This window comes from Streptomyces spinoverrucosus (genome assembly GCF_006539505.1).
Classification (GTDB): Bacteria; Actinomycetota; Actinomycetes; order Streptomycetales; family Streptomycetaceae; genus Streptomyces; species Streptomyces spinoverrucosus.
On record NZ_BJND01000124.1, the window covers coordinates 1 to 10,064 of the forward strand.

Annotated in this window: 10 protein-coding genes and 1 riboswitch; of the genes, 9 read left to right on the forward strand and 1 reads right to left on the reverse strand. The window is 70.2% G+C overall.

Translation table 11 applies throughout. The features are described 5' to 3' along the window. Positions 1-213: 213 nt before the first annotated feature. Together SSP24_RS41300 and SSP24_RS41305 are read left to right on the forward strand one after the other, a co-directional pair. A complete protein-coding gene (locus SSP24_RS41300; protein ID WP_229865408.1) occupies positions 214-1,566 on the forward strand; it encodes an NfeD family protein in 1,353 nt (450 codons plus the stop codon). After that, positions 1,563-2,378, forward strand: a complete 816-nt coding sequence (locus SSP24_RS41305; protein WP_141316234.1) for a slipin family protein — start codon at positions 1,563-1,565, stop codon at positions 2,376-2,378. The genes SSP24_RS41300 and SSP24_RS41305 overlap by 4 nt, the downstream gene beginning before the upstream one ends. 368 nt (positions 2,379-2,746) lie before the next feature. Here the strand turns inward: SSP24_RS41305 and SSP24_RS41310 are convergent, their stop codons facing one another. Continuing rightward, positions 2,747-3,739 carry a phosphotransferase family protein gene (locus SSP24_RS41310; protein ID WP_141316236.1) on the reverse strand — a complete coding sequence of 331 codons (993 nt, stop codon included), beginning with the start codon at positions 3,737-3,739 and terminating at the stop codon, positions 2,747-2,749. Between the two features lie 435 nt (positions 3,740-4,174). Then, positions 4,175-4,242: riboswitch (guanidine-III (ykkC-III) riboswitch) on the forward strand. An 11-nt stretch (positions 4,243-4,253) separates the two neighbouring features. On the opposite strand from SSP24_RS41310, the gene SSP24_RS41315 reads away from it, so the two are divergent. From SSP24_RS41315 to SSP24_RS41340, 7 genes are all read left to right on the forward strand, one after another. Beyond that, complete coding sequence (locus tag SSP24_RS41315) at positions 4,254-5,135, forward strand: MBL fold metallo-hydrolase (protein ID WP_141316237.1); 882 nt, start codon at positions 4,254-4,256, stop codon at positions 5,133-5,135. A gap of 230 nt (positions 5,136-5,365) precedes the next feature. After that, complete coding sequence (locus SSP24_RS41320) at positions 5,366-5,929, forward strand: RNA polymerase sigma factor (protein ID WP_141316240.1); 564 nt, start codon at positions 5,366-5,368, stop codon at positions 5,927-5,929. Continuing rightward, positions 5,926-7,059: a CU044_5270 family protein gene (locus SSP24_RS41325; protein WP_141316242.1), complete on the forward strand. Its 1,134-nt coding sequence runs from the start codon at positions 5,926-5,928 to the stop codon at positions 7,057-7,059. Before SSP24_RS41320 ends, SSP24_RS41325 begins: the two co-directional genes overlap by 4 nt. A 105-nt stretch (positions 7,060-7,164) precedes the next feature. Beyond that, positions 7,165-7,767 carry a TetR/AcrR family transcriptional regulator gene (locus SSP24_RS41330; protein WP_141316244.1) on the forward strand — a complete coding sequence of 201 codons (603 nt, stop codon included), beginning with the start codon at positions 7,165-7,167 and terminating at the stop codon, positions 7,765-7,767. Then, the gene (locus SSP24_RS41335; protein WP_167529866.1) at positions 7,764-8,699 is read left to right on the forward strand and encodes a GNAT family N-acetyltransferase; all 936 of its coding nucleotides are present in this window, start codon (positions 7,764-7,766) and stop codon (positions 8,697-8,699) included. Before SSP24_RS41330 ends, SSP24_RS41335 begins: the two co-directional genes overlap by 4 nt. Positions 8,700-9,235: 536 nt before the next feature. Then, the gene (locus SSP24_RS43305) at positions 9,236-9,376 is read left to right on the forward strand and encodes a hypothetical protein (protein ID WP_167529867.1); all 141 of its coding nucleotides are present in this window, start codon (positions 9,236-9,238) and stop codon (positions 9,374-9,376) included. 299 nt (positions 9,377-9,675) lie between these two features. Then, positions 9,676-9,951 (forward strand): hypothetical protein, encoded by a 276-nt coding sequence (locus SSP24_RS41340; RefSeq protein WP_141316248.1) that lies wholly within the window; start codon positions 9,676-9,678, stop codon positions 9,949-9,951. Positions 9,952-10,064 lie beyond the last annotated feature (113 nt).

Consider the following 10,064-nt stretch of genomic DNA (forward strand, 5'->3'; position numbering starts at 1 on the left):
GCTCCCGTGAAGAGAGCGCTGCCGGCAGCCATCAGGGGCACCCCTTTTGTCCGCTCCGCGAGCTTCGAGTTTTACCGTCACTTTGCCGACCCCCGGCAAGGTGGCGCACCCCCAGATGTCCGCCGATGCCTCGCCGTGGGCCGTATCCGCGCAGGTCAGCCGGATACCCGCACCATAGGGTTCCAACGTCAGGAATCAGGGGGTACCACACCCGTGCCCCGAAACCGCCCCACTGGCCTCGCCCGGAGGCTCGCCGCAGTCCTCCTGGCAGTGCTCGGCTGCCTGCTCGCCGCCCCGGCCATGAGCGCTGCCCAGACCCCGAGCGTGCTCCTCACACGGGTCGACGGCACCATCACCCCCGTCGTCGCCGACCATCTCGAAGACGGCCTGCGCACTGCCGAGCGCGAAGGCCACGAGGCGTACGTGATCGAGATGGACACCCCTGGAGGGCTGCTGCAGTCGACCCGGGAGATCGTGCAGGAGTTCCTCGCCTCTGACGTGCCCGTCGTCGTGTACGTCACTCCGCCCGGCGCCCGCGCGGCGTCGGCCGGCGCCTACATCGCGATGTCCGCGCATGTCGCCGCCATGGCGCCCGGTACGCACATCGGGGCGGGCACGCCTGTGACCGGTCAGGGCGAGAAGGCGAGCGACAAGGTGGTCAACGACGCGGTCGCGTTCGCCGTGTCCATCGCCGAGCAGCGGGGCCGCAGCACGGAATTCGCCCGGGACATGGTGCGCGAGGGCACGTCGGTGTCCGACCGGGAGGCCCTGCGCATCGACGTGGTCGATCTCGTGGCGCCGTCGCGCGAAGCCTTGCTGACCGAGGTGGACGGCCGCCGCGTCGTGGTCGGTCCGCAGGGCGAGCGGCACGAGGTCGTACTACACACCGCGGGCGCCCGGGTCGTGGAGCACAATCTCGGCTTCTTCGGGGAGGTCCGGCAGCTGCTGGCCAGCCCCGAGCTGGCGTTCCTGTTCCTCTCCATCGGAACCCTGGCCGTGATCTACGAACTGGCGAGCCCGGGCATGGGCGTCGGCGGCGTCATCGGGGCGGTCCTCTTGGTGCTCGGGTTCGTCGCCCTGAGCGTGCTGCCCTTCCACGTCGGCGGCCTGCTCCTGCTGATCCTGGCCGCCGCCCTGTTCGCCGCGGAAGTACTCACGCCCGGGATCGGTGTCTTCGCCGCGGGCGGGGCAGTGGCCCTGGTCTTCGCCGGGATCCTGCTCTTCCGCGGTGAGCTGGGCATTGATCCGGCCGTGCTGTGGCCGACCGCCGTGGTGGTGGGCGGCGGCTCGGTGCTCGCCGGACGTCTTGCCTGGCGTGCCCGGAAGGCTCCACCGACCACGGGGCATGAAGGGCTGTTGGGCCGGGAGGCCGTCGTACGCCGGGTGGACGGTGAGAGGGGCCAGCTGCTGCTCGACGGCGCATGGTGGGCCGCCCGCGGCCGCACGGGACCCCTCACCGAAGGACAGCACGTCCGCGTCGTGGACCTCGACGGCCTCGACCTGATCGTCGAGAACGCCGAGGCCGCCCACAACGGACCCCCCACCGCACCGGAGGACGGATCATGAACTCAGGACTCATCGGCATCATCATCGGAGCAGTCGTCCTGCTCATGCTCCTGGTGGCCGCCGTGAAGATCGTGCCCGAGTACGAACGCGGGGTGATCTTCCGCCTCGGCCGGATCATCGGCGCCAAGGGACCGGGGTTGTTCGTCATCATCCCCGTCGTCGACCGCATGATCCGCGTCTCCCTGCGGACGGTGACCATGGACATCCCGCCGCAGGACGTCATCACCAAGGACAACGTCACCGTACGGGTCAACGCCGTGACCTACTTCAACGTCGTCGACCCCAACCGCTCCGTCGTGGCCATCGAGGACCACATCAAAGGCACCTCCCAGATCGCCCAGACCACGTTGCGCAGCATCCTCGGTCAGGTCGACCTCGACGAACTGCTGATCAAGCGCGACGAGATCAACCAGCGGCTCCAGCGCATCATCGACGAGGTCACCAACCCGTGGGGCGTCAAGGTCACCCTCGTCGAGGTCAAGGACGTCGAACTGCCCGAGGCCATGCGGCGCGCCATGGCCCGCCAGGCCGAGGCCGAGCGTGACCGGCGTGCCAAGGTCATCCACGCCAAGGGCGAGTACGAGGCCGCCGAGACACTGGCGGACGCCGCGGACCGCCTCGAAGGCCACCCAGCTGCCCTCCATTTGCGGATCCTGTCCACCATGGCCGAGATCTCCGCCGAGCGGAACTCCACGCTCATCTTCCCGTTGCCGATGGAGATCTTCCGCCTCGTCGACATGCTCCGCCAGCCCCAGAACCCGATCGGCGCCGAGAAGACGGGCGCGGAGAGGCTCGCCATGGACAAGTCGTAGCGCCGTCGAACCCCGCTGGCCGAAGTGCGCGTCCAGCCGCGGGCCCCACAGCACACTCCTCAGCTACGACCCCAACCCCCGCGCACGCTCCTCGCGACTTCCTTGCATCACGGACAGCGCTCCATACGACCCCTTTCGAGCCGCCGAACCACTCCTTGCCGAGCGCGCATCGCGGGCCGCCGTCGACCAGCCAGCGCTCGGCCGGTGCAACCGCGCTCTTGGCCGCCTTCGGAGCTCTCAGCCTCGGCGCTTCCCATCGAGGTGCCCCTGTCCGAACTCGTCCGCGTCGCCGGTGTCCGCTGGAGCGTCGAGGGTGCGCCGACCAGCACAGGTGAATGGGCCGCCTTGTTTGACTCCCTCTCTTGGAGCTACTCCAGCGTCCGGAGTTGGGTGATGGTGTCGGCGAGGGTCTGACTACAGGACGCGAGGTGGTCGGGACCGTATCCGCGAGGGCCGCATTCGACGACGAGCAGCAGACCGAGGTAGAGGCGGTAGAGGGCCAGCCGGTGCCGGAAGGCGGGCGTGAAGTCGAGGCTGCCGCCCGCCTCGGTGTAGCCGGCGACGAGGTCGCTTTCCGGGCCGGTGTCGCCGCCGATGGCCAGGGAGACCAGCTCGGCGGCCGGGTCGCCCCAGAACGCCCGCTCGTGGTCTATGAGCCCGGCGATCCGGGGCCGCTCCCCGTCGTTGGAGACGTCGACGAAGATGTTGCCGGGCCACAGGTCGAAGTGGACGAGCCGGGGCGCGGTGACCTCGTCGAGGGCGCAGCCGCCCTCGGCCACCAGCGTCCGTATCTCGGCGGGCGGTACACCGAGCGGGGACTGCCAGCGCTCGGCGTCGTCCAGGAGCGCATCCACCATGGCGGTGAATGCCGTCCGCCAGTCGGAGGCGGACAGCGCGGACCCGGCGGCCGGGTAGCCGAACCGGCCGTCCTCCGGGGCCAGGGTGTGCAGGTGTGCGGTGATCGCACCGAGTTCGCGGCGCAGCGCCGCCTGGGCGGTGGGCGACAGGCGCTCGGCTGCCTTGTCCCACGGGGTGCCCTCCAGGACGGACACGGCCAGGAACTCCTCGCCCGCGTACAGCAGGGCGGGCGTCGGCACCCTGTCTCCGGGGAGGGCCTCGATGCGCCGGTAGACCATGGCCTCCGTGGCCATGATGCCGAGTTCGTAGCGCAGGACCGCGGCATCGGCCGGCGGGGCGAGTTTGACAACGGCGGGTCGGCCGTCGTCGAGCAGGACGCGGTAGGCGGCGTTGAACCAGCCGTCGGTCAGCTCGGTCTCCAGACGGCAGCCGATGCCGGTAGAGACGCGCAGCAGGGCGTCGAGTTCGCCCGGGGACAGACGGCGCTTGGTCTGACTCTGCATGGAGGCACGCTTTCGGACGGTCCGAAGTCGGACGATGGCAAAGGCTGTGGGAGCGCTCCCATATTTATCGATCACCTGCCGCTCCGTCCAGAGGGATTCGCGGCCGGAAGTGGCGGGGTCTGTCCACCACCGTCGAGACGGACCCTCGGTTGACAACCTGCCCTTGGAGCGCAGGGCGTCGAAGACCTTTGCCGCGATCTCAGCTGCCGGACGATCTCCGCGATGTCCGTGGCGTTGTAGAAGATCACCACGTTCGTGAGCTCATCTGGCCTGCGCTGCTGACGGGAGCCCAGGATCTCAGCACATTGGCCGCCACGAGGAGGGACCGAGCAGGTCACCGCCTCGGGCATGAGTCCAGCTGTCGCCTCACCGCCACCCTTGCCCGCCGGACATGCTGTTCGTTGAGGCAGCATGTCCGGGCGTAGTACATTCCGCGTGGAGGTGCACGAGCGCCTGCCCCGGACGAGATGTGCGCCGTACCCGGCCCGACAAGACGACGCTCTCAGGAGGCGTCATGGGCGTACATGGGCAGCGGATCGACTTCGTTTCCGAGGCACCCGAGCCCCGTGCCCTGGACGTCGGTTGGATCCACGGGTCGCCATCGGCGAAGCACAACACCGATCCCGACATCCAGGTCCATGCGTACGACGAGCACACGTTCATCCTGCGGCAGAACAAGGCGATCAACTATGAGGCGCCGTTCCTCTTCCTGCTCTTCGGCAACGCGCGCGCCGTGCTCATCGACACCGGAGCCACCGACTCGGCCGAGTTCTTCCCGCTGAGACGGGTGGTCGACGAGCTGGTCGGCCGCTGGCTGGCCGAGCATCCGCGGAACGACTACGCCCTGCTGGTCCTGCACACCCACTCTCACCACGACCACGTCGCGGGCGACGCACAGTTCGCCGACCGCCCCCACACCATGGTGGTGGGGGCGGATCCGGACAGTGCCTGGGAGCACTTCGGCTTCACCGAGGACCCGGACCGGGTGGCCCGGGTCGATCTCGGCGGCCGGGTGCTGGAGTGCCTGGCTACCCCGGGTCACGACAAGGCAGCCGTCACGTACTACGACCCGCACACCGGATTCCTGCTCACCGGCGACACGGTGTATCCCGGACGGTTGTACGTGGAGGACTGGGCCGCCTTCGGCCGGACGATCGACCGCTTGATCGCGTTCGCCGGCACCCGAACGGTCACTCACGTCCTCGGCTGTCACATCGAGATGACCAACCAGCCCGGCGTGGACTACCCGATCCGGACCACCTACCAGCCGGACGAGCCGCCCCTGCAGATGACCGTCGGACACCTGCGCGACATCCGTGCGGCGATCGACGAGATCGGCGACCGGCCCGGACGGCATCCCTTCCCCGGCTTCGTCATCTGCCGCGAGGACGGCTGAGCAGTCCCGGACCTCTCGCGTTCCGGTCCGCGATGTCGGTGACGCACAACCGGCAGGACCGGTCCGGCCACTTGGTGCGCAGCGGCTTTGACCAGCTCGTCTTCGGCGGACCTCGGTGTGACGTATGCCTCGTTTACCGGGCGGGTTTCCTGCGATTCCGCTGTAACGATCACCTCGTTCGGACCACTACCTGACGTCAGAACACACCGGGAGGGACAGGAGGTGCGGCAGTGCCCGACGACGACGCGGATCGTTTCACCGCCATCTACGACGGCTGCCGGCAACGCGTGTGGGCCTACGTGGCCAGCCGCGCGGGAGGTCAGGTCGCCGACGAGGTGGTGAACGAGACGTTCACCGTGGCCTGGCGCAGGCTGGACGACGTCCCCGAGCCGCCGCTGCCGTGGCTGCTCGTGGTCGCACGCAACATCCTGCGGGACAGCATCCGGGCCGAGGCCCGGCGCGCCTCGTTCGCCGCCGAGTTGATGTCCTGGGCGGAAACCGCCGAGGCGGACATCGCCGAGGACGTGTCCGAGCGAAGCGCGCTGCTCAAGGCGCTCGCCACGCTGCCGGATGGCGATCGGGAACTGCTGATCCTATCCGCCTGGCAGGGCCTGACCCCCTCTCAGGCGGCCGCGGTGGTCGGCTGCTCGCCCATCACCCTGCGGGTCCGCCTGCACCGGGCGCGCAAGCGCCTCGACCAGGCCGCGTCGGCCTCCCCGCCCGTGGAGGAGGCCGCGGCCGGGCCGCGCGTGTCCCCCCGAGCCCGGATCGCCGTAGGAGAGGAAGCCCGGTGAAGAACGACGTCCTGCACCGCCTGACCGCCGCCCGCCCCGCCCACCTCGACCCCGACCTCCCCACGCCGTCGCCAGTTCGCGAAGAGGAGCTCGCGACGGCCATGAGCCGTCCGCGCGCGACGCGCAGGGAACGCGCCGCCGCCCGGCCGCGCTGGGTGAGCCGTCCTCTCGTCTCGGGCCTCGCCCTGGCCACCGCGACGGCGGTGGCGGCCGTGGTGATCACCGACGCCGCGCCGGAGAAGCCGGGACCCTCTTCCTCCGCGGCGTCGGGATCCGGCAGCCGGACCCTCCTCGCCGCCGCCGCCCACGTCGAGCGACAGCCGGCCGGCTCAGGCACGTACTGGTACGTGGAGGAACACATGAGTTCCCTCCACAAGGTCCCCGGCAAGAACTACACCATCGACGTCCGCACCGAGCAGCGGTACTGGACAGCCGCCGCCAAGAACAAGTACTGGTCGCAGCACGTGGACTCGGGGGCCCGTCCGGCCACGAAGGCCGACGAGGCGGCCTGGAGAGCGGACGGCTCCCCCACGTCGTGGAAACTGACGAGCGAGACCGACGGGATCGTCACCTACGCCGGCAAGGGCGAGATCGAGCACGACGCCCCCGGCGGCAGGGCCGACAGCGTGCCGTACGGCGAGGTTCCCCTCCGCCTGCTGCCCACGCTTCCCACTGACGCAAAGGCCCTCCGCAAGCGTCTGTACGCCCTGGTCGACAAGGACTACAACGCCCCCGAGAAGGTCCTCGACCGGATCGTCGTCAGCACCGCCATCCAACTCGCCACGTCGCTCCCGTCCAGCCCGGCACTCCGCGCCGCCGCCTACCGCCTCCTCGCCGCCGAACCCGGCGTGCGCTTCCTCGGCGACGTCAAGGACCACACCGGCCGCACCGGCTACGCCGTCGCCCTCCCGAGCCCCTACGGGTCCGCCCCGGAACTCCGCCTGATCTTCGACAAGTCCACGGGCATGCCCCTGGGCACCGAAACGGTGGCCACCCGCAGCGGTGACGGTGCGGGCAAGGGCGACCTGCTGGGCTACACGACGATCACGTCGATGAAGTGGACCGACGAAGCGCCACCCTTCGACACCGACACCCCTGACCCCGGCCCAGTCGTCGAGTCGGATCGCTGAGGCTGCGGATTCGCCGAGCGCCAGGACGCCGGCGCCTCTGGCCTTGGCACCCGAATTCGCGTAACGTACGTTACGTAACGGCTGTTACGCGAAGAGGGGGGCCTCATGCCTCGACACGTGGACCATGCCCAGCGCCGCTCCGAGATCTCCGGTGCCGTCTGGCAGGTAGTGAGCGAGAGCGGGCTGGAGGGGCTGACACTGCGGGCGGTCGCCGCCGCCGCCGGGTGCACGACGGGCATGGTCACCCACTACTTCCGTGACAAGAAGGCGCTCCTGGCGCACGCCCGGTCCGTCATGCATCGCCGCATGGCGGACCGCATCGACGCGATGCCCGTGCGGCACGCAGAACCTCGCGCCCACCTGTACGCCGTTGCCGAGCAGGCACTGCCTCTGGACGAGGAACGGCACCTGGAGGCCGTCGTGTGGTCGTCCTTCCTGCTCACCACTCGCACCGACCCGGAGCTCCTGCGCGAGCACTCCGTCAGCCACGCCTCCTGGCTGCGCCGTCTGACCGCTCTGGTGCGCGCGGCACTCCCCGGTGAGCCGGAGCCGGGGGACCTGGAGGACCGGGTGCGCGCCCTCGTCGTATGCCTGGACGGCCTGGCCCTGAACGCCGTCACCGATCCGGACGCCTACCCGCCCGACCTCCAACGGCGCGTCCTGGACAGACAACTGGACCTGATCCTCGAAGGAAACCGCAGCCTGTGACCACCCCCGATCTCACCATCGCCGCCGCGGCGGCCGACCACCCGAGCGTGGCGCGGCTGGTCCGCGCCCTCGACGACGACCTCGCCGCCCGCTACCCCGACGAGCCCTGCACCGGCGGCTCCCACCTCCGCCCCGCCATCCGCTTCCTGCTCGCGGAGGCCGACGGCCGCCCGGTCGGCTGCTGTGCCGTCCAGCCCTTTCCCTCCCCCGACACCGCCGCCGAGCTCAAGCGCATGTACGTAGTCCCCGAGGCCCGCGGCCGCGGCATCGCCGCCCGGCTCCTGGCCGAGGCAGAACGCACCGCCGCCGCCCTCGGCCACTCCGAGATGCGTCTGGAGACGGCCGTCCACCAGCCCGAGGCCATCGCGCTGTACACCCGCGCCGGCTACCAGCCGATCCCCAACTACCCGCCGTACGAACACAAGACGCTCAGCCGCTGCTACGCCAAACCCCTCCCGCTCCCCAGGCCGGCCCGGCCGGCGTGGGACGGGGGCGAGCTGGCCACCTTCCTCGCCGGACAGGGCCTTTCACCCAAGGACGTCCTCGCGCCCGGAAGCCGGTACTGGCTCACCCGGGACACCGCAGGCCCCGCCGCGGCCCTGGGCTGGGAACGCCAGGACGACCGCGTGCTGCTGCGCAGCGTCGCCGTCCGCCCCGACCTGCGCGGCTGCGGCGCCGCACGACGCCTGGTCGAACACGCGCTCAGGGACGCCGCCGTGCAAGGAGCCCGCACGGCCTACCTGTTCTCCACCGGAGCCGGACCCTTCTGGACCCGACTCGGATTCCGCCCGGTACCGGTCGCCGAGGTCGCCCACGCCCTGCCCAACGCCCCCCAGATCCACCAGTACCGCACCGCCGGAACACTTGCCGACGAAGCAGCCTGGCGACGCGACCTCCACACACCCGCCGCCACCTCGGCCGACGGACGATGAGACGGGCGGTCTCAGCTGCCCCGCGCCCCTTTGGACGGCGGTGGACGAGCACACTGCTCAACGGCTACGCCAAGGCCCCTGCCCGTCCACACGGCTTACGGCGTCGCCTCGATGACCGCCGACTGAGAGTGTCCCGGCTGTCGAGACCGACCGATCCCCACCGCCCGAGCAAACAAGAGAACGCATGATCACCAAGAACCACATCAGGCAGACCGCCGAAGCCTGCCTTCAGGAGAATCCGCACGAGGCCCCCACGCTTGCGCCGCTCTTCGAACTGCTGGAACAAGGCGCTGAGTTGACATCCCGCAATGAGTTCCGTGGCCACGTCACCGCGGGAGCGATCCTGACCGAGGAGACCGGTATCCCGGTGCACCATTTCGCCCCGCTGCTGGACGTGCCCGTGCACATCGACGTGCACCCCATCCCGGCCAGCGAAGCAAAGGGGGAACCGGAGCACCGGCGCATCGACTTCCGGTACCAGCTCGCGCTGATGTTCTGCGAAGGAGCTGGAGGAGATCCGGCTCGCCGAGCGGGAGATGACCGCCGAGGCCCTGGAGGGACTGGACGAGGAGGCGCCAGCCGAGGAGGTCGCCCAGCGCCTGGACGGGAAGGTCTTCCCTGCGGTGCTCGCCTTCCTGAAGGCCATGACGGTGCAGGCCGGGGTCCGGGAACCATGATCAACACGGCTCCGATCGGAGCTGCGAGGCCGTAGGCCAGCGGGCCGGCCCATGGCGGCGCCCGCCGCACCGCGCTCACCGCACCGGACCCCCGCCTCCACCAGCTCGAGCAGTGCCCAGTTCGCCGCGGCCACATCCTGCTCGTACTCGGCCGCCTGACACGCCGCTTCAAACGCCTGTTCATACCTGCCCAGGCCATTGCAGAGCACCGCGCGGGCCCGCTGCGCGATGGTCACGCCGATCCTGTCACCGCGGGTCTGGGCGTCGGTCAGGGCGGACCGGATCAGCGCCTCGACCTCATGCTCGCCCTCACGCCGGGCGGCCAGCGCGAGCCCGCCGTAGGTTTCGGCGTCGTGGTCCCGGTCGGCCTGACCGTTCGGGCCGACGGACATCTAGAAGGCGTCACGGCCATGGACTTCGCGCGACAACTCGGCCAGCGCCTCGCGGTCAGCAGCCCGCAACTCCTACGCACGGGTCGCTTTCGGCTGGTCCGAGGGGCGTCCGGCTCGCCGGATCCGAGCGGCCTCGGCCTGTACAACAGCGAGCGGCGCCGGATCGGAACCGGCGCCGCGTGAGCGAGTCGTGCCCGGACAGAACCGCCGTTCAGCGATCGAGCGGCTCGTAGTCGAACCAGTCGAAGTGAACGGAGCCTGATGAGGCGAACATCCCGAAGACCCGGCCGGTGAAA